Source organism: Desulfofundulus sp. JL263-se, from assembly GCF_056316025.1.
Window position 1 is genome coordinate 735,337 of sequence record NZ_CM149993.1, and the last position, 24,383, is coordinate 759,719.

General features: G+C 48.8%; 26 protein-coding genes. 23 read left to right on the forward strand and 3 right to left on the reverse strand.

All coding sequences use genetic code 11. The annotated features are described in order from the left end of the window. Positions 1-78: 78 nt before the first annotated feature. From ACX4JR_RS03775 to ACX4JR_RS03810, 8 genes are all read left to right on the forward strand, one after another. On the forward strand, positions 79-276 hold the full coding sequence (locus tag ACX4JR_RS03775; RefSeq protein ID WP_476059720.1) for a hypothetical protein: 198 nt from the start codon (positions 79-81) through the stop codon (positions 274-276). Continuing rightward, positions 267-1,421: a ParB/RepB/Spo0J family partition protein gene (locus tag ACX4JR_RS03780; RefSeq protein WP_476059721.1), complete on the forward strand. Its 1,155-nt coding sequence runs from the start codon at positions 267-269 to the stop codon at positions 1,419-1,421. Before ACX4JR_RS03775 ends, ACX4JR_RS03780 begins: the two co-directional genes overlap by 10 nt. Next, positions 1,411-1,830 (forward strand): hypothetical protein, encoded by a 420-nt coding sequence (locus tag ACX4JR_RS03785; RefSeq protein ID WP_476059722.1) that lies wholly within the window; start codon positions 1,411-1,413, stop codon positions 1,828-1,830. The genes ACX4JR_RS03780 and ACX4JR_RS03785 overlap by 11 nt, the downstream gene beginning before the upstream one ends. Positions 1,831-2,479: 649 nt before the next feature. After that, positions 2,480-3,418, forward strand: a complete 939-nt coding sequence (locus tag ACX4JR_RS03790; RefSeq protein WP_476059723.1) for a DNA-methyltransferase — start codon at positions 2,480-2,482, stop codon at positions 3,416-3,418. A gap of 23 nt (positions 3,419-3,441) precedes the next feature. Then, the gene (locus tag ACX4JR_RS03795) at positions 3,442-3,816 is read left to right on the forward strand and encodes a hypothetical protein (RefSeq protein WP_476059724.1); all 375 of its coding nucleotides are present in this window, start codon (positions 3,442-3,444) and stop codon (positions 3,814-3,816) included. Positions 3,817-4,048: 232 nt separating this feature from the next. Next, positions 4,049-4,135 carry an S-layer homology domain-containing protein gene (locus ACX4JR_RS03800; RefSeq protein WP_476060464.1) on the forward strand — a complete coding sequence of 29 codons (87 nt, stop codon included), beginning with the start codon at positions 4,049-4,051 and terminating at the stop codon, positions 4,133-4,135. 138 nt (positions 4,136-4,273) lie between these two features. Beyond that, on the forward strand, positions 4,274-4,849 hold the full coding sequence (locus ACX4JR_RS03805) for a hypothetical protein (RefSeq protein WP_476059725.1): 576 nt from the start codon (positions 4,274-4,276) through the stop codon (positions 4,847-4,849). Next, positions 4,812-5,513 (forward strand): hypothetical protein, encoded by a 702-nt coding sequence (locus ACX4JR_RS03810; protein ID WP_476059726.1) that lies wholly within the window; start codon positions 4,812-4,814, stop codon positions 5,511-5,513. Before ACX4JR_RS03805 ends, ACX4JR_RS03810 begins: the two co-directional genes overlap by 38 nt. Here ACX4JR_RS03810 and ACX4JR_RS03815 read toward each other — a convergent pair. Continuing rightward, positions 5,467-6,201 (reverse strand): hypothetical protein, encoded by a 735-nt coding sequence (locus tag ACX4JR_RS03815; RefSeq protein ID WP_476059727.1) that lies wholly within the window; start codon positions 6,199-6,201, stop codon positions 5,467-5,469. The genes ACX4JR_RS03810 and ACX4JR_RS03815 overlap by 47 nt on opposite strands. Before the next feature lie 211 nt (positions 6,202-6,412). Between ACX4JR_RS03815 and ACX4JR_RS03820 the strand changes: the two genes are divergently transcribed. The 4 genes from ACX4JR_RS03820 to ACX4JR_RS03835 all read left to right on the forward strand — a co-directional run bounded on the left by ACX4JR_RS03820 (position 6,413) and on the right by ACX4JR_RS03835 (position 10,084). Continuing rightward, on the forward strand, positions 6,413-7,075 hold the full coding sequence (locus ACX4JR_RS03820) for a hypothetical protein (RefSeq protein WP_476059728.1): 663 nt from the start codon (positions 6,413-6,415) through the stop codon (positions 7,073-7,075). Positions 7,076-7,160: 85 nt separating this feature from the next. Next, on the forward strand, positions 7,161-8,681 hold the full coding sequence (gene istA, locus ACX4JR_RS03825; RefSeq protein WP_476058090.1) for an IS21 family transposase: 1,521 nt from the start codon (positions 7,161-7,163) through the stop codon (positions 8,679-8,681). After that, complete coding sequence (gene istB, locus ACX4JR_RS03830) at positions 8,663-9,421, forward strand: IS21-like element helper ATPase IstB (RefSeq protein WP_476058089.1); 759 nt, start codon at positions 8,663-8,665, stop codon at positions 9,419-9,421. The genes istA and istB overlap by 19 nt, the downstream gene beginning before the upstream one ends. Before the next feature lie 306 nt (positions 9,422-9,727). Continuing rightward, positions 9,728-10,084 (forward strand): hypothetical protein, encoded by a 357-nt coding sequence (locus tag ACX4JR_RS03835; protein WP_476059729.1) that lies wholly within the window; start codon positions 9,728-9,730, stop codon positions 10,082-10,084. A gap of 502 nt (positions 10,085-10,586) precedes the next feature. Here ACX4JR_RS03835 and ACX4JR_RS03840 read toward each other — a convergent pair. After that, on the reverse strand, positions 10,587-11,513 hold the full coding sequence (locus ACX4JR_RS03840; RefSeq protein ID WP_476059730.1) for an ATP-dependent DNA ligase: 927 nt from the start codon (positions 11,511-11,513) through the stop codon (positions 10,587-10,589). Positions 11,514-11,635: 122 nt separating this feature from the next. Here ACX4JR_RS03840 and ACX4JR_RS03845 point away from each other — a divergent pair, with 122 nt between their 5' ends. Next, complete coding sequence (locus ACX4JR_RS03845; protein ID WP_476059731.1) at positions 11,636-11,905, forward strand: hypothetical protein; 270 nt, start codon at positions 11,636-11,638, stop codon at positions 11,903-11,905. Positions 11,906-12,646: 741 nt separating this feature from the next. On the opposite strand, the gene ACX4JR_RS03850 is transcribed toward ACX4JR_RS03845, so the two are convergent. Next, a complete protein-coding gene (locus tag ACX4JR_RS03850) occupies positions 12,647-13,168 on the reverse strand; it encodes a hypothetical protein (RefSeq protein WP_476059732.1) in 522 nt (173 codons plus the stop codon). Between the two features lie 355 nt (positions 13,169-13,523). Here ACX4JR_RS03850 and ACX4JR_RS03855 point away from each other — a divergent pair, with 355 nt between their 5' ends. The 10 genes from ACX4JR_RS03855 (at position 13,524) to ACX4JR_RS03900 (ending at position 24,371) form a co-directional block, all read left to right on the forward strand. After that, positions 13,524-14,072, forward strand: a complete 549-nt coding sequence (locus ACX4JR_RS03855) for a tyrosine-type recombinase/integrase (RefSeq protein WP_476059733.1) — start codon at positions 13,524-13,526, stop codon at positions 14,070-14,072. Between the two features lie 388 nt (positions 14,073-14,460). Continuing rightward, entirely contained in the window at positions 14,461-14,904 is a 444-nt protein-coding gene (locus ACX4JR_RS03860) for a pilin (protein ID WP_476059734.1), read from the forward strand. Between the two features lie 19 nt (positions 14,905-14,923). Then, positions 14,924-15,304, forward strand: a complete 381-nt coding sequence (locus ACX4JR_RS03865; RefSeq protein ID WP_476059735.1) for a hypothetical protein — start codon at positions 14,924-14,926, stop codon at positions 15,302-15,304. Between the two features lies 1 nt (position 15,305). Continuing rightward, positions 15,306-15,620 carry a PrgI family mobile element protein gene (locus ACX4JR_RS03870; protein ID WP_476059736.1) on the forward strand — a complete coding sequence of 105 codons (315 nt, stop codon included), beginning with the start codon at positions 15,306-15,308 and terminating at the stop codon, positions 15,618-15,620. 93 nt (positions 15,621-15,713) lie between these two features. After that, on the forward strand, positions 15,714-16,460 hold the full coding sequence (locus ACX4JR_RS03875) for a hypothetical protein (RefSeq protein WP_476059737.1): 747 nt from the start codon (positions 15,714-15,716) through the stop codon (positions 16,458-16,460). Beyond that, positions 16,435-18,261, forward strand: a complete 1,827-nt coding sequence (locus ACX4JR_RS03880; protein ID WP_476059738.1) for a VirB4 family type IV secretion system protein — start codon at positions 16,435-16,437, stop codon at positions 18,259-18,261. The genes ACX4JR_RS03875 and ACX4JR_RS03880 overlap by 26 nt, the downstream gene beginning before the upstream one ends. Next, positions 18,258-20,147: a hypothetical protein gene (locus ACX4JR_RS03885; protein WP_476059739.1), complete on the forward strand. Its 1,890-nt coding sequence runs from the start codon at positions 18,258-18,260 to the stop codon at positions 20,145-20,147. Before ACX4JR_RS03880 ends, ACX4JR_RS03885 begins: the two co-directional genes overlap by 4 nt. A gap of 54 nt (positions 20,148-20,201) precedes the next feature. After that, on the forward strand, positions 20,202-21,917 hold the full coding sequence (locus tag ACX4JR_RS03890) for a peptidoglycan DD-metalloendopeptidase family protein (protein WP_476059740.1): 1,716 nt from the start codon (positions 20,202-20,204) through the stop codon (positions 21,915-21,917). A 19-nt stretch (positions 21,918-21,936) separates the two neighbouring features. Beyond that, positions 21,937-23,106 (forward strand): CpaE/TadZ family protein, encoded by a 1,170-nt coding sequence (locus ACX4JR_RS03895; protein ID WP_476059741.1) that lies wholly within the window; start codon positions 21,937-21,939, stop codon positions 23,104-23,106. Positions 23,107-23,120: 14 nt separating this feature from the next. Beyond that, positions 23,121-24,371, forward strand: coding sequence for a CpaE/TadZ family protein (locus ACX4JR_RS03900; protein ID WP_476059742.1), 1,251 nt, complete (start codon positions 23,121-23,123; stop codon positions 24,369-24,371). Positions 24,372-24,383: the final 12 nt, after the last annotated feature.

The window sequence follows — 24,383 nt, forward strand, 5'->3', positions numbered from 1 at the left end:
AAGTAATAAAGTGTATAAACCTGGGAAATTTAACCTCTCAAATGGGACTTTATAGATAAATCAAAGGGAGCGGTTAGCGTGCCCAAAAGACGGAAAACGAAATTCATAATAACCTCGCGGTTCGTGGCAACGCCGGGGTGGGAAAAAGATTACAGAGCCGGCATGAACATATTTCTCAGGATGTTGGAGCGGGCGATAAATGAAGCCGATAAAGAAACTGTAGTTGTAAAAAAGGCGTCCTGCGCTGATAGAAGGGGTAATTTCCAATGGATATAAAGACTGTACATAAAAAACTATCCGAAATCATTATCGACGATGCCATATACCCCAGGAACAACTTCGATACAGAAACAGTTGAACGCTACCGTGAAGCCATAACCGCTGGCTCCCAGTTTCCGCCACTGGTAATAACGCCGGACGGCCGTTTAATAGACGGCAGACACCGGCTGGAAGCATACTGCCGTATTGGCATTAATGAAGTAGAGGTTATTATAGACGACACGCCCGACCCGGATGCCCGGTCTGTAAGGCTAAATATTCACCATGGAAAACCACTGACAAAAGACGAGATGAAATCCCTGGCCAGAAAATGGTACGGGGAACGACCGGTAACAGAGATTGCAAGCATACTGGGCGTAACCAGGCAGACGGTGCAAAATTGGGTATCCGACCTGGTGAAAGAAAAAGAAGCCGCCAGGGAAGAAATCAAACAAAAAGCCATTCAACTGCGTTCTGAGGGTTTAACTCAAAAAGAAGTAGCAGAAAAAATTGGTGTTGATCAGGCCACTATTTCCAGATGGGAATATGCAAGCGTAAAAAATTTGACACCTGCATATTCAGAAAACGGTCCCTGTAATGATGTTTGTAAAAGTGATCAGGATATATGGGAAGGAGACAATAGCTTAAAAAATTTGTTACCGTTGCATGAAACGGGCCGGGATATTGATATCGATATTATTCAGAGAGGACGATCCCATAACAGTCAGGGCAAAGGGGCAACGCCGGCGGGAAGACTAGTAAGCGAGGAAGAAAATCAGGGGGATACTGAAACTTCAATAAATGATAATTTGCCCGGTTACGGTGGCCGCGACGCCGCAGAAGCGTTCCGGAGAAAAGTCCTGCCTTACTCGGATACTGTCAAAGAATTCTATTATCAGCTTAAAAAGACCTCAGACCTTGCAGAACAACTGATTAACCGGCGGGAAGAACTGATAAGTGCAGTGGCTGAGATGCAGCCGGACGGTATGAGCATAACCATCCTGGCCAATGCTGTTATCCAGGCCTGTGACATATATTTCCCCAGGCTTAAAGAAGCAAAAGAAACACTTCAGGAAGTTATCAGGCCCGGTATAAAAGGCGTTGCTGCGCGAGATACAAACAAATTCATGGTACTGAAGGGAGGTAAGGTAAATGGCGACTAAGAAAAAGCCGAGGGCAAAAAGAGGCGTCCTGGCTGATGCACTGCACAGGCTCATAGAACAATATCACCCGGCAGGTCTTCCCATCGGCACCGCGGCCGAGCGGCTGTACGGCAGTGATACCAGAAAGCACCGGGAACGTATTTACCGCCTTGCGGGGGCGTTAAGAAAGAACAACATTATGGTATATTCCTTTGGCGGTCGTTACCACTTGTGCAATGAAGACCCTTTGCGGCTGTATGAAGTAGCGACGCAACGCCAGGTCGTAGCGGCTTCAATGCTCCAAAACGCTTTCTTGCTTAAGGAAAAAGCTATTGAGGTGGGTTTATCGGAAGAACAGCGAAACAGGTTAGAAAAATCGTTCAATGAATTAGGGGAACTGGTAATGAACCTGTTGGGTAAAGTTGGATAAGTTTGTGCAACTGCTGGACTCGGGGGTAGGAGGAGGGGAAGAGCCTGCCTTGACGGTAGGCCCCCGGGCAGTTAACCCTGCCCGGAGGCGTGCCGTCAAGACGGCACAAAACATTCCGGATATCACATTCCGGAATCAACCGGCTTGACTTGAGAAGTCACCGGTAGATTTGCTCTTTGATAATTTCATCATAGTATCATAGTGTCCTACCGGCGTAGGGATGTTGAACAACAGAACCCGGCGCCGGCATGATTGTCGGCAATCGTACTGGCAGATATCGCCATTGCAATACGATGGTAAGAGCTCCCCCACCGCCTATTGGCGGCAACGGGGCTTGCCGAGCTCCCCAAAGGGTCAAAAGATATCGCCGCGATTATGCAGGCAGTCATGGTTTGTATGTTTGGAATTTCAGCGTTATTCATGCGCTGTCGCACGGGGCCGGAAGATTCTGTCCGGCCCCCTGGAGAGGGCATGAATAGCGTTAAATTTAAGTTCTAAAATGACGGCTTTCCATATTGTACCAGGGAATTAAAAATAAGAATGCAAAATCGTTATTTAAAGCACCTGGAGAAAATCGGTGAGAAATTCCCTGTATGTGTGCAAGTTAATACACATTCCAAAGATATTGCGTAAGAAGGCGGGTGTAAAAATGGCTCACCATAAGTTCTTTGCCGGTGACTGCCTGAAGGTTTTACAAACACTTCCCAGTGAAAGTGTTCACTGTTGCGTAACCTCGCCACCATATTGGGGCCTGCGTGATTACGGCGTAACAGGACAGATTGGTCTTGAGCCTATGCCAACGGAATACGTCAATCGGTTGGTTGAGGTATTCCGCGAGGTATGGCGTGTTCTAAGGAATGACGGAACACTGTGGCTGAATCTGGGGGATAGTTATGCTTGCAGCGGCAGGGGCAGGTCGGTTAGGTGGGGCGGTGGCAACAATCCAGCAGTCGGCCAATTAAAGCCAAAAGATCTTGTCGGCATTCCTTGGATGGTTGCCTTTGCTCTCCGTGCCGACGGTTGGTACTTACGCAGTGATATAATCTGGTCCAAGCCTAATCCCATGCCCGAGAGCGTGACGGACAGGCCGACCAAATCACACGAGTATATTTTTTTGCTGGCGAAATCGGAGCGGTATTACTATAATGCGGAGGCAGTTAAGGAAAGTGCGGTCACGCATATTTATGACAAGCGATACGGGCCTGATTCTCCCGGCCGTAACCGGGAACGTGAGAACTGGAATTTACATGGACCTTATAAACCTCACAGAGGATTTAAGACTTTGGACACGACCAAAGGTCGCAACAAGCGCACTGTCTGGACCGTGGCCACGCAACCATTCCCCGGTGCACACTTTGCTGCATTCCCGCCAAAGCTGATTGAGCCGTGTATCCTTGCCGGTTGCCCCGAGGGCGGCGTTGTACTGGACCCTTTTGGAGGTGCGGGGACCACGAGTATGGTAGCCAAGCGCCTGGGACGGAGCAGCATTTACATTGACCTGAACCCAGAATACCTGAAAATGGCCGTGGAACGATGCGGATTTGGCCCAACATTATTTGAACAGCACACATATGAGGTAATAGCCTGATAAATTTCAAGGAGGGGCTTTATTTGACTGAAATATTGGGAAGTGCCGCGGAAATTAAGATTGCGTGGAGGTGTAAGCCGGAGCTGAGACCTCGGATGGTAAGATACATGATGAAGCATCGTGGTCATGCGGGGGTCAGGGCTCTGGCCGGTTTGTTGAACATGACCTACCAGCAGCTGTTTGAAATAGGCGGACTGGATGGATGGTTACGCAAGCGCAATAAACAACGGAGGCAAAGGCGCGGGCGCCAGAAGAAAAAATTGCGTAATTTTAGTATTGAAGCCAGATATGAAAATTCAGCGGACCTGATTTCAAATGGCGGAGGAAAACGCGGGAAAGGCGGCGGACTTCAGGATGCCGGCCGCCGGATTGCCATGGCATCTGTGCAGGGGCAATAGCGAATAAGACTTAATACTCCCGGGTAGCAGAAGACCCGGGTTTTTTTAGAAAGGTGCACCGAATGCCGGAGGCTCAAATGCAAGGCATTATTAACTGGTAAAGCCGGTTGATGAAGGACTATGGTAGAGTGCTTATGTACCGGGATGTGGGGGAAATGCTTTGCCCAGGGAAGTATTTTCCTGAGGAAGAAATTTTGGAGGGATTGAAGAAGAACCCGGTCCCTTCCCGGATGTGTCGGCTAACCACTGGGCTGCCAATGCTGTGGCTTGGGGCAAAGAAAACGGAGTGATGAGTAGGTACCCCAACGGTGAAAAATAGCTATAAAGAATTTTTCTGTTATACGGGTTATAGAAAGTTCCTAAATTATTAGATTTTAAACTTTACTTTCTATCATATAACCAGTAAAATGTCAATAAGAATTTTGGGTTATAACTGTCAAATCGGGAGGTGGGAGAAATGAAAAGTATATTTCTCTACGAGGACATAAACAAGAACATAACACAAGATGGACCCGGTATATATCGATTTGGCAGTTGTAACCTTATTGGCATAGATATAAATAAAGTAAATAGAAGAAAGAGACTCTCTCTTGTTAAAAAATGGAATTTGCGTGAGGTCCATATATTACAACGATGGTTTGTGGAATTAATATATTTCGCCACGGATATTGGGTTATCTATTACTAAAGTAGAACTAACAAATATTGATGAGGCATCAGAAGAGGGTCAAATTATTTATTCTAAAATTGATGACTTAATCGTCAACAGACGTTATCGAGAATTACTTGAATACATTATAACATTAAATGAAGAACATGAATCAGAAATAAAGTCAATATCCTTTGTTTATAAGGGTTTAGAATGTAAAATAACGGTAACTGGCATTTTAGAAACCTATTCACCAAAAGAAGAAGATATGCAAAAATATTTGGCGGATAAAGCCTTATGGGCAGTAATAACGGGTCAAGGGAAAAGATTGCAACGGGGTAGTTTACATGAAACAAAGAACGATTGGATGCCAATTTTTGATTGAAACGTTAAAGTTCTCAATAGCAGTGGGAATTTGTATTATATATCCAGCTTGGAGAGGCATGTATATTGCTAGCGCGTCTTGGTTAACCCTGCTAGCTTACAGTGCCTACTTGCTGGTTTCTTTTTTTAAAACTATATGCCGACCTCTTACTGTGGAGTTAAGTATGCAAAATTTTGTAACAAAACAAAATGAAACAGCATTTTATGCTCATGCTCAAAAAAATGAACCCGAAAGGACTATTATGTTAACTATCAGTGTTGAAAAATATAGAAGCATTCTTTGTAAAATTGGAGAACGTTGTATTCGTAATAAGTCATGTAGTGTTAATGTTAACACCAATCCAGAAGATTATTTTATCTTGAATCCCGAACCTAATCGTTTAATTAAAAAACATAAATGCGGTTTTGAAATTGATTTGTCAGATATAATAAAACAATCTTTGAATACGGATGAATCCAAAGTTAAAAGGGATTTTTTGTTTACAATATTTGAAAGTAGAGATGCAGATATAAATAACAATTGTATGGTTGACATTTTAACTGATTATAGAATAAATAGTAAAAAGGCCAACCTATTTTATCAAACTTTCTATAATTTAAAAACGGACAAGCATTGTATTAAATTTTACAAAAATTATAATAATTTGCGGTGGTTACCAGAGTAGTCTCGGAAACAGTTAAGAAAACCCAGGGGAAAGACAGTAGTTCAACAAAACAGCGGGCGAAAACCTCCTGGAGCAACCTTTTAGCCCGGACAGGGAGAGGTTCACGACCTTTTTCACGACCTTTTAGAACCTGCTTAACAAGCTTACTTACAATACCGGGATGCTTTGGCGGCAATTTTCCCCCGGCCTTAAGCTTCTTGCGCGGTTTGTGCATGGGCGTTTTTAAACGCCAGCGCCGGATGCGCTGTACATCCTTATCCTCAAGCCAGAAACGGTCAACAAAATCATAAAAAGTACCCACACCGGGAGTTTTTCCCGGCTCAAAGCCGGACAGCACGGCCAGAACCTTATCAGAGCGCAGCTCTTTAACCCACTTGGTGATACTAAACACCTTCCGGTCAGTCATTAAAATGAGAGAGCGCAAAAGATCTACGGGGTCAAATTTCACAGGCCGCCCGCAATCTGGAAAATGTGGTAACAACAAAGGTATGGCCGGGTCTAAATCCATGAGCCATAGTTTAGCCAAAGACTTACTAAACGACTCCAATCTTTTCGGGTCTTCCGCCCAAAGCAGTGGAACCCATTTGCGAAGGAAATGTTGATACTCAGAATGACGGCGACAGTGCAAAAGCATATAAAAAACACCACCCAAAACAGTAGTATGGTAAAAGACACCATCCAAGTTCATTTTGGGGGTGATTTAAAAAAATCAAGTCTGATAATCGAGCATTGTTAATCATTAGGTCGATATATTTAAAAAATGCTTTTAATAGTTAGCATTATCACCTATTTTACTCCTGCGTTTTGGGGGGGTGAAAAAATAAATGCCCTCGCTGGAGGGCTTAAGAATAAAGGGTTTGGAGTTTCCGAAAGTACTATTACCATTATAGTGGGGTGGGATGATGTTTGAAGGCAGAAACAGAAAAGTACAATACTGGTCCCTTCGTGATCATAATTCTTTGGATAGCATAAAGCCTTTACTTAAAGAACACTACTCTGAAAATATAGAAGGTTCAGATTTGCACCTTCATTATCAATGGATTCCTGTTAATAGCAAAGGATTTGAAGTGCATGAATATGAAGTTAACCAACGAAAAATTAAATGCATTCCAGCATATGCATCAATTGATTTTTTAAGGGTAAGAAAGGATGAGGTTCCACGAACACCAGAAGATGTTGCAGTAGGGACTCATTATGCTTCAGTGCTTTTTGTTGAAACAAAAAGTTCTATAAGAGTCATAATTTCTACTTCAATTAGTTACTTCTCAAAAGTTAGAACAAAATTATTTAAAAAGAATCCGAGATGGGGAGAGTTAGGTTATAAAGATTATAATCTAGATCGAGAGTTTTTCTATTGGCTAATGAGTAAAAATGGACAAGAATTAAAACTTGGCACAGAAATTTTTAAGTTATATGATTTAGATGCTTTCAATTGTTCAACTGAAAGAGATCAACATCAATTTTCTGGTAGCGGAGGCGGTATTTATAATGAACCACCAGTTGGTGCAATGATTGTTTTTGGCATAATAAAACTACAGAAAACGGCAATAAAAAATACATAGCTAAACAAAGAGGGCATTGCCATCACGCTCCCGAATAAAACCTTCTGTCGGACTAAGACAGGAGGGATGACGAGAGGTGTTAGCAATGCCACAACAACAGTATATCAAATACCTCTACGAAAAAGAAGATTGCAGCATTGCCAAAATTAGCTCAAGAGTTGGAGTCAACTGGCGGACCGCTGCCAAGTATGCCAAAAAGGACGATTGGAACGAACCGTATAAGAAACAAAAGCGCTGCCGGCCGGTTATGGAACCTTACGCGGAAATCGTTGACATGTGGCTCATGGAAGACATGCTTAAACCACGCAAGGAGCGCCGCACCGCGGCCGCCATTTATCGCCAGCTTAAAGCTGAACACGACTTTGAAGGCTCAGGGAGGACCGTGCGGCATTACGTTTCCCAGCGAAAGAAAGAGCTGCGGGCAGAACAGGAAGAAAAGTATTTGAAATTGGAACACCCACCGGGACGGGCCCAGGTGGACTTTGGGACGGTCCACGTGGTTTGGAATGGGGAATTAAAAGAAATCAAGTACCTTGCCTTTTCCTTTCCCTACAGCAATGCCGGCTTCTGCGTTCCGGTACCCAGCGAGAATACCCAGTGTTTTCTCCACGCCATGATCCAGGTTTTTGAAATGATTGGCGGTGTTCCCCAGCGCATTCGCTTTGACAACCTCCCGGCGGCCGTTGTTCGAATTGGTAAGGGGGAAGAACGGGAACTAACCGAAGCCTTCACCAGGTTCATGCTCCACTACCGGTTTGAGCCGGAATTCTGCAGCAGGGGCAAGGGCAACGAAAAGGGCAATGTGGAAAACAAGGTCGGTTACACCCGCCGCAACTGGCTGGTACCCTACCGGGAAATATCAAGCTTCGAACAACTAACCCGGGAACTTTACAAAAAAGCCCTGGAAGACCTGAACCGCACCCATTACGCCAAGGGCGTACCCATAGCAGAGCTTTGGGAAGAAGAAAAAAAGGCCCTTTTGCCCCTGCCCACGGTTCCCTTTGAAGCGGTGGAGATTGAAACCGCCCGGGTGGGCAAATACGGCAAGATCACCTGTCAGGGCGAAGTTTACAACATCCCTAGTGCCCGGATTGGGGATACGGTCCTGCTAAAGCTGTGGTGGGACCGGGTAGAGATCCTGGACCGGAACCAGCAGTGCCTGGGCACTTTTCCCCGGGAGTACACCATGAAAACCAAGCCAATTGACTGGAGGGGATACTTCAGCATCTTTATCAAAAAGCCCAGGGGGGCAAGACACGCCACCATGTACCGTTTTCTTTCCGAGCCGGTACGCAACTATCTGGAACAAGGGAACCCCTCAGCATACCGGGAGCGGCTTAAGTTCATCCATACCCTGCTGGAAGAGAAATTCACCATGGACCTAATTTCTGGGGCCCTTGAGAAAGCCCAAAGCCACCGGTGGGCAGACCAGGCCTTTATCCGGCATTTACTGTACCAGGCTGTCAACCCGGACAAGCCCCTTGAGCAATTAAACGAAAACTATACACCGGACAGCGTGCGGCAATATATGCCCCAGGTCAACGTCTATGACCTGCTGGTGCCCCGGAAGGAAGGGGGTGAAACCCCATGGCCGGAGCGTCTTTGAAAGAACAGTGTAAGGCCTTGAAACTTGCTCAAGTGCCCCGGATTTACCTGGACATCCCCTACAGTGACCGGGAACAGTACCTTACCGACCTGTTTAAGGTCGAGCTGGAGACGCGCTGGGCCAACAAAATCAAGCGCCTGGTCAAGAAAGCCGGCTTCCCTGTGCATAAGACCCTGGGTGATTTTGATTGGCAGCCGGTTACCCTGCCGGAGAATACCGCCATAACTGATCTTACGGACCTCAGCTTTATTAAACGCCGCGAAAACGTATTGGCTCTGGGGGCCGTGGGCACGGGAAAAACCCATCTGGCTATCGCCTTGGGAATCAAGGCTTGCACAGAAGGGAAAACGGTTTACTTTTATCGCTGTCTTGACCTTGCAAACACCTTGTTGGAAAGCCACCGCCAGGGCCGTTTAGGCAAAGCAATGGATGCTTTGAAAAAAGCAGATCTTGTCATAATTGACGAGCTGGGGTTTGTGCCCCTGCACCGTGACGGGGCGGAACTGTTGTTTAATGTTGTGGCCCAGGCTTACGAGCGCCAGAGCATAATCGTTACCTCTAACTTGCAATTCGGCCAGTGGAATACAGTACTGGGTGACAACCGGCTTACGGCCGCCCTGATTGACCGGCTGGTCCACCATGCTCACATACTGGCCTTTGAAGGTGAAAGCTATCGCCTGCAAAAAGCGCTGTCGGCCATGCCGGAGGAAAGAAGCCAAACAAAAAACATTTTATCTTAACTAATTCGCGGGATTTAACCTTTTTTCGAAGGGAGCGGCGGCCTTGACTGCCACCCCGCATGTGGTGATTATTGGGTGCTGACGGGGCGGCTCCGGGGAATATGTCATTATAACTAACCCCGCCGGAATCACCATTGTACCACATGCGGGGGCCCCGGCCGTCAAGGCTACCCTTCGGCGCCGCCTGCTAACATGGATTTTAGCCTCAAAGGCTCTCCAAGGAATATATTTTAAATTGCGTGATGGCAACCAAACTGTGTATTTTTTAATTGCCAAATTCGTTATTTTATACTTGCCAAACAGACAATGATCGGTTTAAGTAACCTGTTTAAAGGTTTGGGCCTAAAATTAAGTAATAGTTCAAATGTTTTAAAATTTACTTTATCTTATAATTTGCAAACTGAAATAAGTTTCAACGACTGTTATATATTAACTGATAAAGGTATTGATTTTTTCAATAGACCAGAGTTGGTATTAAAAGTTTATTTCCAAATAATACCTGGCTTGGTTAGAGCATATAATAAACAACGTGATACTTGGCCTAAAGATGAAATCGAATTTAGAAGATATGTTACAACACGGGCCATTAGAGAGTTAATGTTAGAGACTGGGTTAACTTTAAAAGATATAGAACAGGCCTTAAGAGATAAAAGAGAGAGTTAAAATAGCAAAAATGATTTTGGGTATTGACATATTTTTCTAACCGGGAAATTTTTGTTCGAAAGTTTTTTCTAGGTGAACATTATGATTTTAACCCGCGAAGAAATTGTACAAGCCATAGTCCGCACAAAAGAGCAGATCAACGAACTCCTCAACCAGGAAGGGGCGACCATCGCCCCCCGGGAGTGAAAAAGGATCCGCCGCAAAAGGAGAGAGCTGCAATACCTGCAGCTCTGGCATTTGAGTCAGTATGAAAATCTGGAGGATTAGCAGGGATGGGAGAAATTTTATTTAAATTGTTATTTATTCTTTTCCCCATAACAAAAAACACCCCACCCGGGGCGCTACACCAAAAATATGTAAACGTTGGAGGCGGGTTAAGGTTTCAGCACACAACCACACACAAGCAATATTCTATATTTTTCTGTTATTTTCGTCAACTGGGTATACTAACCTTACCTCGCGAATTACTTTCCCCCTCGGGGGAATTTTTTGTGTTCCTCTTTTAAGTCTCAAATCCCGCCCAATTACAGTCCCGCATGTTTTCTTTAGGTGTCCAGGTGGTAAATTTCACCCTCCCCTTTACCCCTGGCGGAAGCAAAATAACGTTCCCTTTTTCAGTGCCGTACTTATCCAGCAACCCTAATAACGCTTCCCTCTCTGCAGGCCCCATCCCGATGGCATGGCCCTGTACCCTATCACCGGTGCCCACTAAAACAGCCCCGTCCTTTTTTGAGTACCCGAACACGTTTACAATGGCCTCTTGGTAGTTTTTTACCTTTATCCAAGCAGCTGACCTTTTGCCCAGCAAATACCGGCTGTCTTTCTTTTTTGCCACGATTCCCTCCAGATCATGGGCCTTAACTGCATTCCAGAGGGCCAGCCCCTGATCGTCCACCCAATCAATCTTGTGTACCACGTCGTTATCCTCCAGGGCCTGAACCAGCAGCTGTTTTCGCTTCATCAGAGGCAAGCCCGTTATCTGACCCCCGTTTAGCCAGAGGATATCCCACACCACGTACACTGCTGGCTTTCTGGCTACAAGCGCGGCGACCTTCTTCGGCCCGGCCAGGTACCGTTTCATTGTTGCCTCAAAGTCCGGTTTTCCCTTGGTGAGAACCGTAATTTCACCGTCCAGAATCGCTTCCCCTGCGGTTACCGGCGGTGCCCAAAGTTCCGGAAACTGCCGGGTGCAGTCCTTCCCGGTACGGCTCTGGAGGCGCACCTTGCCGTGGTCGTAAAACATAATGCACCGGATGCCGTCAACTTTCCACTCGAAGATGTGGTCGGGAGAGCTAAAAGGCTCTTTTGCGCTTTGGAGGAGCATTGGCTTGATGGGGAAGGGAAGCACTGGGTTCACCTCAAAAATACTCAACCCCCGGTAGGCAAAAGCCATAACCAGGGGTTGAGCTTGCAGCTGCGTTGGCGCCATATTTATTATGTGCAGGATTTTTCTTTTTATGCAAAATAAGCTGACATAAGGATTCCGGCTGATACTGACAGGCCGGACCCGCTGCCGGTGATAATATCGACGACGGGACGTGGTACAGGACTTTGACTACTTATGAACTGGCCATATTACAGGAACGGCCATCGCACATGCCCGACGGACGCCCGCTTACGCTGGCGGGCAGGGCGGATTCCAGGTGGAGGGAACGTATTGGTAACGCCGTTCCGCCGCTTTCTGCAAGAGCGGTGGGGGAGGTTATCCTGCGGGCGTTGCTGTTGAGTAGATTGGATGCGTGGGAATTGAGCGCGACGGAGATATGGGTGGTGCCTGAGATATATACCAATTACTTAAAGATAGGGAAATTTTGTTTATAACCCGCTCTTGCAAAAGGTAAAGTCTATCGGCGAGGTCATCGGCCCTTTGCCCATGCCCGATGACACCGCGGACGGACCCATGCACAAGCTTCTCAGGCTTGTGTGAAAAACTTGGCTATGACTTGCCCTTACCTCTGCCGGTGGAGATTGGAGGGATTTGGAGAAAATCAACGGAAAAAAGAGTGGGTATAGCAATGCTTACCGGGTCAATTCCCTGAGAATGTCCGTCTAGCATGGCAACCGGAGGTGGTTTTCCATCACAAAGGTGTACAACGGTTGCCGGTACGTGGCCTGTACACCAATTGCGGAAAGGAATTTTGGGGTTAACATTCAACTAGTTTTGCAAGTGTAAACTTTTTTGATTATTTCATTAAATATCCATGTCCTTTGACATTTAAACTCGTATGGTTCGAAGATAATTTTTCATCCCACTTATATATTTCTGATTCAATTATGTAATATTCAATCACATCTTTACTTATAACTAAATACTGACCTGACTTAATATAAGTGGGTTCACTGCCAAGAAATATATGTTTATCATCATGGTTATAAAGATATAAGTTATTAAAAATTTCTCCTTCTTTAGTTTTTATGGTTAAAATTTTATACATGCATTTTTTATATATTTTTGACTGGTGTAAATAAAGTTGATAAAAAGCATAGAATAAAATATATAAGAAAAAGTTAACAACTACACATTGTAATATTTTTTCTGGTAATGCATTGTTTTTTATTAAGTTAAATATATAGAGAGAACCATAAACAGGAACAGAAATAAACCAAGATAACAAAGTTAATGAGTTTAATAAAAGGGTAACATTTCTGAAAAACATGTTTAATGGCTGCATGATATTGAAGAAGCTTCATATATTTAATATATTTGCCATATGTTGCCAAATTATTTATTAACACCTTAAATGAAGTGTAGAATGTGCCTAAGAGCCAAGTTAATAAAGGCAAACAAATATTGATAATGACTGAAAAAAATATTAAGTAGTAGTTATTTATAAAGTTATAAAACCAGTTTGTTGTATTAAAAATAAATAAATAATATACAGTTAAAAAAAACATAAAAACAGATTGAATTATAAATTCATTTATATTTGCAAAAAACCGTTTTTCTTTTGATGATAAAAATTTTTGAACATCGAGCATACCTGCAGTATTGAAAAGATTGCCGATAAATTTCAATGGTAAAGGTGCCAAAAATGAACTTAAAGCTAAAATTAATCTAGAATTAAAATCTATTTTATCTAACATAACAAAACCTCCTTTTTAAAGAGGTGATTTAATGGGTGCAGATGACTTGTTTAATGTTCTTACTCTTTTTATTGAGGAGTATGAGTCATTTGTTGTTTTTTTGTGCATTTTGCTAGGTTTGTTCTTAATACTTAAAATGTATAATGACAGTTGATCAGCGTTTCTACACTTTACAATTCTAGCATATAGTTGTCACATTAAATGTCGAATTGTGTTGCCCAAAGAAATGATGCGCATAAGAGCCCTTATGCGTCGTTAAAGTTCCTTTAACGGCGTATTTTTTATAAAAAAATGGGTCGTAAGTGGTAAAATTAACGACGCATAAGGAAATTTCCAAAGTTGGAGTGGGAATTCGGTGTTCGAGCGCTTTAAAGAACATCTTAAATCCCGGGGCCTGGCAGCCAATACAATCATGTCTTACCTCGGTGCAGTTAAACGTTTCGCCTGTTGGGCTGAGAATACTTACGGTACTTTTGACCCGGCGGCTATAACACAATTGGACATAGCCGATTACCGGCGATACCTTCTAAATCAAGGTAAAAAGCCCAGTACGGTTAACCACGCGCTTGATGTTTTAGGCGCGTTTTTTTCTTGGGCAAGGTCCGAAAATATTGTTCAATCAGACCCGACGGATGGGGTAAGGCATGTTCCGGAACAAAAAAAGGCCCCTCGCTGGCTGGATAGGAAAGAACTTGGCTCTTTCATCAGGACAGTTCAAAAGTACGGTTCATTCAGGGACCGTGCTCTAGTTTTGCTGCTTTTGCATACCGGATTGCGAATATCAGAGGCTTGCGGCCTGAAAGTTTCTGATGTGGTTATAAGGGAGCGGTCCGGTTTTGTTCGGGTGGTTCGCGGCAAAGGAGAAAGCGTGCTCGCCCTCCTAGTTCGCTGCCCAAAGATGTGAAGTTGGTGCTGGTATATACAGGATTCGTTAATCATAGCCTGATGCGGAGAGTAAGGGAATTGGCGCGAAAGCGAGGGGTGAAAGTATTTTTTGTGTCCAGGGGACTATCTGAACTTTTCGCTACGCGGGAAGTACAATAAAGTTCTGGCCTAACTTTATATGTGAAAAGCCGGGAGTTGAAAGGGGATTTTTACCATGTTACGCCTATTTATCGCAATCATTCTACTGGCCCTGGCCGTTATCTGGATACCGTGGCTGGGGCCGAACTAAACGGAGTGGTGATAATTTTCTTTTTAGAAGGGAGTGGTTACCGGCGCCAGGTACACTTGTTTAAATTTCACACCAAAACCGGGGGGTGTCCTCTATACAGAGAGCCAGTTTTATTTTTTTGCTCATCTTGCTTTGTTTGCTTTTTAGCCCGGCAGTTTTTGCCGAGACGCAGCTGGAGCAGCCCTCTACCCAAGTCGAGGCTGACCTGCCCCAGCAATCTGACCAGGCCAGTGAAACAAAACAAGATGCACGGCAAATCAGCCAGTCTCGGGAAACAAAACAGGATGTGAGTGTTTCGTCCTCCGAGCCTTATTTTGCCGGGGTTCCTGAAGTGACCACCGAACAGCTAGTGAGTAAAATACAGCGCATTACTGGCAGTGTTTACGAGGCTGCAACATCTATCGGTCCAATGGTGATTGTAGCTATATTGGTTTGTCTGGGGCTTTTAATGGCATTTATCAAGGCCGCCAGGGTCATGATTTTTTGGGCAATAGTTGGTTTGGTGCTGATCTTTGGAGCACCCTGGATAATCGGGTATTTAATCAACTTGCTCAAATCTTAGAGAGAGGGGGTACTTAAGTTTGTCGCGCACTCTAAAGAAACTCTTCACCGGTCTTTGTGCGGGGTTTATCCTTTTGCTTAGTACGGTCTCCGGGGCGCTTGCCGAACCGACTTCCGAAGTCAAACCCGTTGACATCCTGGCGGGCCTCAATGCGGTTGACAAAGCGGCTCTGGGACAGAAGCTAATCAACATTGCTGTTGGGCTGGGCAGTATAGGCGGGGCGGTTGTGGTCCTGATCATGGTCATTATCGGCTTCCGGCTTTCGGCGGCACCCAATGAGCAGTCCCGAGCCGACGCAATGCGCCATTTTATGTTCGCCCTAATCGGTTTGGGAATTATCGCCCTGGCCACAATGGTCGTCGGTTTCATCGGCTGGCTGTTGAAGGGAGCTGCGGCCTGATATGCGCGAATACCGCGTACCTTTTGCAGAAGGGGAAGAGAAATGGTTTTTTGGGTTGTCCGGGCGGCAGTTGCTGTGGATAGCTGCCGGTGGGCTACTGACATTTATAGTTGTCCTGGCCATTTCAGCTATAACACGCACTCCGTTTCCGCAGCTGCTTATCTTCCTGCCCTTCGGGTCCCCGTTTGCGGCTGTGGGACTGCTGATGGCGTTCAGGAAGGTTAGGGAAGGCGAGCGAAAAGAATACCTGGACAGGTACCTGTGGAAGAAGTTGCTGTACCGGGTACGGTGCAGGTATTACCTGCTCTTCCGGTAGGATGGCATAGGCGATGCTACAAACCAGCGTCGCCTTTTTCTTTAAGAGAAAGGGGGTTGAATTGGAATTCTATACGTCCTGATATTTTTAGGTGTGGCCCTTGTAGGCGGGGCAGGGGCTATGGTAATGCTCAGCCGCAACACCGGCCTGCGGTCCAAACCCAGCCGGGAACATGATACTTCCCGGGAGAAGACACAGAAGACAGATATGCCCGGTAAAGTATGTCACGTCCGGGACGTCGTACCCATTCAGGAAATCGGGGAAGGCGTTTACCGTACCGGTGGTACCTGGTGCGCCATTGCCAGGATTGAGGGTGCCAATTTCTACGTAATGACGGACGCCGAGCAGAACGCCCGGGAAGCGGTGCTGATTGATATTCTGAACCGGGTGGATTACCCGGTTCAGTTCATCACCACTACTGTCGTAACGGACACCGGGAGTGCGGCGAAGGCCGTTGCTTCCCGCGCCGCTTCCATGCCCGAATCGCCCCTGAAAACCTACTCCGCGCTTTATGCTGCGGCGCTGGACTCAATGCGGGCTGAAAAGAAAGTTTTGAGCCAGCACTCATACCTGGTGGTTACGGACAACGGGTCTGAGGGAGACCCCGTGAAGCGGGTGCGCGAAAAAATGGGCCACATTGCGTCGGCCCTGCAGGAAAAGGCCCGCGTTTCGGTCATTTTCCTAACAACCAAGGACGAGATCATGGACGTGTTCGGGTTGCTTTTGAACCCGGAAAAGATAACTGCCCCTTCCGAAATGCTCCGGGCAGGGGTTACGGAAGAGATCCACAGCTCCACGCGGGAGGTGATGCGCCTTGCTCAGGCAGCGAAGAAAGATTGAACCCGAAAAAGCACCCGCTCCGACCCCGCACTCCCTCTATTTGCCGGAGCGAATTCAGGAGCTGGAGGACTGTCTGAGAATCAACGACCTGTGGTGCCAGGTTCTGGTAGTAGATGCGTTGCCGGAGCTGGTGCACTTCGGCTGGTTCAACCGGATCACCGTCCTGCCCGGGGTAACGGTATCCGTCCTGCTGCACCCGTATACCAGGGAGGAGGCCTCCAGGAAGATGGGCGACAAGCAAGTTAAAATCGGCTCGCAGCTGATTGAAGCCGAGAGGCGGGGGCGCACCAGAGAGGTGGGTGCTTTACAGGTCAAGTACCAGCATTATTCCAACTTGCTTACGGAGATAAACCTGGGCCGGAACAATTTGGTGGCCGCTACCGTAGCGATAATGGTATCCGGGAGGACGCAGGAAGAAATGGAGCGCAGGGTAGAGAAAGTCAAGGACGTGCTGGGTACGACCCGCGCCGTAACGCTTCACCTGCGCCAGCTCCCGGGTCTTCAGGCGGTACTGCCACTGGTAAGGACGGCTGTCCTGGATGAATTTCACGACGTAACGGTGGCCAATGCCGCGTGTCTGGCCCCGCTGATTTCCACCGATTTCTCCCACCCGTCCGGGATTTTCTTCGGCCAGAACGAGAGCGGGTCGCCGGTTTTTCTGGATTCCTTCATCGGCCAGCCCAGGCTTTACGGGCCGCACATGTTTATCACTGGTATGACTCGTTCGGGGAAGAGCTTTACGGTGAAAGGAGTTGTCGCCCGGTCTACAGCCCACGGGATGGTAGTAGTCATCCTGGACCCGGAAGGGGAATACCGCCGCCTGGCGGAGGCCCTGGGCGGGATAGTGATTAAGTTTCACCCCAATATGGAGTGCATGTTCAACCCGTTCGACATCGAACCGGAATACGACATGGAGCGCAAGCAGTGGTACATCGACCTGGCGGCCAAACAGGACGACATAGTGTCTCTGATTGCGGCCATGCTGGAAATGCAGACCGGCGAGAAGCTGACGGCTGAGGAAAGAGCCCTGGCGGGCAAGGCCGTCCTGGAAGAGTACCTTTCCCGGGGGATCACCGAGGACCCGGAGTCCATATACCGCCCCGGCGGCGTAGAAGAAGGCGGGCATGCCCGGGCCGGGAAGTCCCACAAGGAAATGCCCACCATTTCCTCCTACGCTCGGCGGCTTCGGGGAATCGGTGCCGGTGCCGAACGGCTGGCCAACATCCTGATCCCCTTCCAGCGGGGAGGCCCGCAGGGATACTTCGACGGCCAGTCTATAGGCCGGTTCTACGACAAGCCCCTGGTGGTCTTTGACCTGTCCGGCCTGACCACGGAGTTTTCCCGCACCTATGCCATGTACGTAATGCTGGCATGGATCTGGGAGAAATTTGTCAAGAAGGACCGCAGCATACGCAAGCGGGTGGTGGTGGATGAAGCCTGGCTTTTCATGCAGCACAAGGACACCGCCCAGTTTCTCTCCCAAATGGCAAGACGCGGGGCCAAGCACAACACTTCCCTGATTGTGGCCTCCCAGTCCTTCCGGGAGTTCACCACGCAGGAAGGAATGGTTATGATGGCCCAGTGCGATGTCAAGTTCTTCCTGCGGATGCAGTCCACCGACGCGGAAAAGCTCGGTAAAATATACGGGTTCCCGAAGCATATCGTGGAGCGGATATCCGGGTTTTCTCAGGGCCAGGGCCTCCTCTGGGCGGGCAACGAGCGCGCCGTAGTGCGCTTTATCGGGCTCCCCTTCGAGGAACACTTCCTGCGCTCCGACCCTGAAGCGGTGGTAGCTCGATGAGAAGGAAATTCTTATGTATTGCGGTACTAATCTGTCTGCTCATGCCGGTTCTGCCCGCTTTAGCTGATTCCGGCGGCAGCAACCAGGGTGCATTTACGGTAGCGACAGCGGATTCTCCAGGCGGCCCTTCTGATTCTGAAAGTATCGGGGCAAGACCGCTGGAAGAGTACCGCATATTTACCCGTGAGCGCTGGGACATGTGCATGTACTGGTACTGGATACTGGCCAGTGTCTCCGGCGGGCTCATGGTGATAATGTTTGTCAGGTCGGGGTACAAGTACATGGGTTCGGCACTTAACCCGGGCATAAGAGTCTCATTCATGAGTGACGTACAGAGGGCTATTGGTGCCGTAGTACTGATTGCCCTGGCCCCATTCCTGGTAAGCCTGATCGTGGCCGTGAACGACGCCTTTGTGGCCCTGTTTGCCAATATAACCGGCAGGGCTGTGGCCGGTGTCCAGATGGCAGACCCCGCTCAGCTGGACCCGGCAGGGATGTTTGAGAAAATCGTTGCGGCGCCGTTTAACGTCATCATTGAAGTAATCAACACCATTTTCGGTTTGAAGCCGCTGGACCAGCTGGTATTCAACGGTGAAATACGCGTATTGAGCGGCTGGAACCAGGTAAGCACGGGCAACATCTTCGCCGATGTGTTACTTAAATTAGCCCTGGTAGGATTTGATGTTTATTTCAATGCTATCTACACGATCCGGGGCTGGGTGGTAACCGCAGCCCTGGTGTCCACCCCGCTGGTTGCCTGGATCTGGGCCATCACCGAAGAAAGGCAGGTCCTGGAAATATGGGCGGCAGAAATATTCCAGACCGTCTTCATCCAGTCGGCACATGCTCTTGCCCTCGGCATATTTCTTTCAATCCTGTGCGGCGCAAAAGGGTCTTCGGTAGATGCCGGGTGGCTGGGCAGGGGGCTGGCAGACCTGGCGGTATGGTTTGCGGGCCTTGGCGGGGCCATGTGCGTCCTGGTCCTGGTCTTCGTAGGGTACCGGTTTATTTTGGCCCGGGACGTTCAGGACTTCTCCAGGGCCAAAGAAAGTTTTGGCAGGGCAGTAGGTGGCCTGCTTATTCTAGGGCTGTGCCTCATGCTGGCCGGTATGCTGGCCGGTGTGTTGAGCGGCAGTTGGGGGATTAACTACTCGGCCCTGGCTCCGGAGATTGCCGGGCAGGGACAGCGCAGGATCACTGTCTGGGAAACCTTCTTCATGCTGCTCACTGTGATTCCGGTATCCAAGATGCTCTCGTCCATCTTTATGAAGTTAATTGCCCGTGTGGGCACCGTGGACGAAGAAAAGTGGGCGGCGATAGGTCTGGGCGGCCTGGCAATGCTGGGGAAGATGGTTTTGGATAAGCGGCCCCGACCGCTGCCCCAATTACCCGGGCCGCCCAAACCTCCCGGCGATGGGGGTCCTGCAGACGGGGGCTCCGGCGAGGCCGGGGGCATTATGTCCGGCATAATCGGATACGGGCAGAGCGCCGGCTCTACCGCCGGCAGGGTCGGAATGGGCCTCGGGGGCCTGGCCGGGGCAGCCGTCCCGAAAGTGGCCCCGGCAATGGTCGGTATTTTCGGTGCAACGGCGCGTTTAGTAACCGCCCCGGCAGCCACGGCACTTTTAGCCGGGCGGGCCGTGTACCGGGAAGTGAAAGAAGGAAACACCCTCGGGCAGGCAGCTATGAACATCACCGGCGCTTCCAGCTCGTCGGAGGCTACTGCGAGACTGATCGGTTCCGTCCTGGGGTCTCCGCTGGGATACACCGGCGCCAGTATAGGCGGGTCCGTACTCGGTGGCGCTGCAAGGGCCGCCGGCACAATATGGGAGCGGTTGGGAACGGAATCGGGCGGGACGACGCCGTCCCGGGAAGCCGAAGAATAACCCCCGGAGCCTTTCCCCGGCCCGGGGGTTTTTTTCGTCGGGGGGTGTTTTTTTTTGGGCGCAGGTAACGAATCCGAACGTAGCGCGGAGCGGTTGCTATTCGAGATTGCCAAACGCGGCGGCCGATTTCTGGGCAGGGCGCTGCTGAAGCTGATTGCCCCTTATCTGCCGGTAATTATTATAGTATTACTGCTGTTTTCCTTTCTGCTCTGGCTGATAGCCGCCGTGTACTCCGCCTTTCCTGTCAAGGGGACCCTGGTGGGGCTGCATCACGGCCCGGAGGATAAAAAAGCCAGAGCCGCATACGAACAGTTATGTGATACGTGGAATGCAGCCGACACCTGGCTGGTTTCCGAAGAAGTCTCCAGGCCGGAGCGCGCGGTTGGCGAGCCTGACAGTGCGCATCCGTTTTACCCCGGAAAGGGGACAAGCAATATCGGCACAATGGCGGACCGGTACCGCAACGACTTCAAGCTCCGGCTGAAATGGGGCCAGGTACACGCGGCGGCCCTCTACAGGGCCTACTCGCTGAACCTCCCCCGGATAACGGGTGCTGATATGGAAAAAGTCACTAAGGACTTACACCCGTATTTTTACTACAAGAAGTCGGCAGTCATAACCTGCGGCGAGGATGGGTGTGAAGAAAGCATTGTCTACTTGCTGGTCGAGGCTTACACGATCCAGGGGCACTACCAGTACCGCTACCGCTGGAAGACGGATCACTTCGAGGGCGGCTCCGTGACCTACGAGGAACTGGCCTCAATCCAGCAAATCCAGCCCAATAAATGGCAGCGGCTTGAGGACTGGGCCAAAAACGAATACAAATTGGGTGAGAAGGAACTGGCCCTGACCCGGACAGCCATCTGGGAGGCCGGGCAGGGGTTCAACGAGCAGAAGGAGTGGCTGGAATGGTTGATGCAGAGGTACACCGGGGCATTTAGTTTTATCTCTTCAGCGGCCATGATCCCTCCGGAGCTGGTGCCGCTTTTCAAGGAGGCCGAAAAAAAGTACGGCATACCCTGGTGGTTCCTGGCTGCGGTGTCGTTCGTGGAGAGCTCCTACAACCCCCGGGCGGAAAACCCGTCCACGCGCTGCTACGGCCTGATGCAGGTTTCCCCCTCCAACTGGGAGCACTACGCGCCCCTGCTGGGGTTTGACCCGGTGGCGGACAAGGAAAACCCTGGGGCGCAAATCATGGTCGGGGCGTATCTGCTCAAGAGTTACCTCGGTGACGTGGACTGGGAGGGGGATTGGAAGGAGGAAACCCTTGCAGGGCTGGCATTCTACGGCGGATTCCGGGGGAGCGACGCCCTGGAGCGGTGCCGGGAGGAATATGCGGGTAAGATATGGCAGCTGGCCGAGGGATTCCTGGAACGTAAAGCCTACTGGCCGGTGCCGGGGTATGCGTATATGTCCTCTCCTTTCGGATGGCGCTACCACCCCATAGATAAAGTGACGAAGTTTCATACAGGTATCGACATTCCGGCCCCGGTAGGAGCGCCGGTGGTGTCAGTTTCCTCCGGTGTGGTTACTTTTGCCGGGTGGAATGGAGGTTACGGCATGTGCATGACGGTCCGTGACGGCCAGCACCTTTACCAGTATGCCCACCTGAGCGAAATATACGTAACTGCCGGCCGGATGGTACAGCCGGGACAGCGGATAGGAGCGGTAGGCAGCACCGGGAAGTCTACCGGGCCGCACCTGCATTTCGGCGTGAAGGACCTGGCAGGGAACTGCTGGATCGATCCGGTGCTGGTAGTGCGGCCATAGGATTTGAGGAGGTGTAATTTTGCGGGTTCTCCTGGTAACCGGCTTTTCATCACTGGAAAAGCAGCTGGAAAATGTTCTGACCTCACGCGGAGACCAGTGCTGGAGATGTTACCACCGTCGGGCGGTCATTCCTGCCGTTGAGGAATACTCCCCGGACGTGGTGGTGCTTGGCCCCGCTCTCCAGGGCGATGAAGACCTTGCCAGTGAGGTTGTTTATCCCTTGCGGCAAAAAGGGATACGTGTGGTTTTTCTCCCGGGCGCTCTCGACATGCCGGATACCCGGGAGTGGCTTGAGAAACTCATCCCGCTGGGGGTGTATTGCTATGTGTTCGACCCCCTGGAGCCGGGCAAGATAGTTGAGCGGCTGGACCGGCCCGGCACGCTGGAGGAGCTGAGGCGGGAGATAGTTGACTCTGCACTCAGCAGTGAGTATGCGGAGAAAGTATTCCGCCCGGTGGCCGACGCCATGATTGAAATGGCTACCAAGGATGCCGAACGGAAATATAAAAATGATTCAGATAAAGTGGTAATACCAGAAGACGAACAGGAAGAAAAAAGTAAACACCGGATTTTAACAACTGTAAAAGGATTATTAAAACAGAGCACAAAACAGAATAACAAGATAGTCAATATCCATTCGAAAAGACCCTCAAAGATCATTGGTATACTGTCGCCGAGGTCCTGCGGAGTGACGTTTACGGCTGTAAACCTGGCCACAGTTTTAGCTGAACTCGGCCAGGAAGTCGCTTTAGTAGATTTTAAGGGTGACTGCAAAACGTACTTTTTTCCACCAAAGGTAACTGTTTACAGCTCTTTAGATGAAGCAGAGTATAAAGATTACGTAATTATTGACGCCGGAAATAAAAGGCTTAAATTTGACAGGGCAGTAATCGTCTACAGCCCGGAACTTTATTACATTAACCCGGTGAAGGAACTGGACAAAACCATACAGTGCCCGTGTATAAGAGTGCTGAACAAGGCCATATCCTTACCCGGGTCCTACGAAAAATTACTGGGAATAATCCCGGATGTGGTTGTACCTTATACCGAAAACCTGCTCCAAATACTGACGGGACGCCCGGCGGTACTGGATCACCCGCACATAAAACAATCTTTTATAAAAATCGCTAATTTAGTAAGGCAGCAGAATGCCATTTTGTATGATGAAGAAAAACCCGTGGTTAATTGATGAGGGTGGTGAAAATGATATTAGCTCACCAAATTCCTGAACAGACAGTTAATAAAATAAAACAGGCGGGCTATGACGTTCAAACAGGGCACCTGGATTCTGAAAATACACCGAAATTAGTAATATCATCAGACGAAGAAGTTCTACGCGCGGCCAAAAAAAGGGGGATACCAACACTGGCGGTAATTGAAAGCAGTGACCTGGAAAAGATACGGCAATTCGGTCAAATATCCAGGGTTACATCCCCCCAGGAAGTGGTGAAAGTATTAAGCCAGATGGTTGAGCCTGATGTAAAAAAATCTCACCGGGAAGACACATACGATAAAAGCCTGCCCAATAAAATTTACGATATCCGGGTACCGGACACGCCGGAATGGGCCGTTCCAAAAACTGTAAACTACGGGCTGAATTTCGGTGTTGCAGGAAAGAGAGAAATTATAGCCGTTACCGGCAGCAAAGGGGGGACCGGGAAAACTACCGTCGCTGCTTGCCTGGGTATAGTTTACGCCAGGGAACGTTTAAAAGTTGTAGTAGTGGATTTCGACCTGCGCGCGCCGTCTCTGGGGATGGTCCTGCAAACAGAGAGCACCAAGGGGCTCCCGGACTTTCTCGCAACCCCGGACGTGAACCTGGGGGAAGGAACCGTGTACAACATGCTGGCGCCGCACCACTCGTCGGATGTCCAGTTGCTTCTCTCTCCGATGGGTATGAAAGAAAAGGTTAACGAGAACGACGTGGAAAAAGTTATAAGAAATTTGAGCCGGTATTTCGACGTTGTAATACTGGACCTGGGCTGTCTTTCGGATATACCTTTACCCGTGATGACCTGCTTTGGCTGGGCAACAAGAGTTTTGATGGTAACTCAGATGTCAGCTTCATCTCTAAAACTGGCACAAAACTGGTTTCGTGAACACCGCATAAGGGATTTAACCAAATTCGGGATAGTCGCCAACCGGGTAAATAAAGCGTCAGCCTTTCCTCCGTCTGCGGCCTGCCGTGTGTTGGGGCTGGAACTTTTGGCTGCACTGCCCGACAATCCCGCAGTGCTTAAAGGAGAAGCGAAAGGTAATCCCTTACCTTCAAGGGGACCTTTTCTTAAGGAGTTGGAAAAATTGGCCGATATTATCTGGCCGAACTTCAAAATTAAGAGAAAGTTCAGGTTCAGAAAAGAGAATGAGAATATTGAATTAAGAGGCGGTTTAATTGACGCGAATTCAGCTTCAAAAGAACCCTGGATAATGAAACTGTTGGGCCGTAACCGTTGATTTTAGGAGGGT